Origin of the sequence: Mesorhizobium sp. M1A.T.Ca.IN.004.03.1.1, assembly GCF_003997555.1 — a bacterium.
GTDB lineage: Bacteria > Pseudomonadota > Alphaproteobacteria > Rhizobiales > Rhizobiaceae > Mesorhizobium.
This window is the reverse complement of the sequence record NZ_RZTV01000981.1, coordinates 1-241: the sequence shown is the minus strand read 5'-3', so window position 1 is coordinate 241 and position 241 is coordinate 1. Positions and strand designations below refer to the sequence as shown.

General features: G+C 68.5%; 1 protein-coding gene. It reads right to left on the bottom strand.

Annotated features, from left to right (window positions below):
- On the bottom strand, positions 1-241 hold a 241-nt coding region (locus tag EOD29_RS37740), incomplete at both ends, for a S1C family serine protease (RefSeq protein WP_245475529.1).

Below are 241 nucleotides of genomic sequence, written 5' to 3'. Positions count from 1 at the left end.
CAGCGAGGCGCCGAACAGGCCCTGCAGCAGGCGGAAGGCAACGATCTGGTTCAGCGATTGCGCCAGGCCGCAGAGAACGGAGGGTGGCCGCGGCCGCATCGCCGAAATCCACCGCCGGCGCGTTCAGAGCGCCGAGCGCCTGCACCAGTCCGAAACCGCTCTCCTGGTCATAGGCAAGCGGATGGGCGGGAACCACCCGGCCGTCCAGGGTCGTCAGCCAGACTTCCTCGGCCTCGGTAAT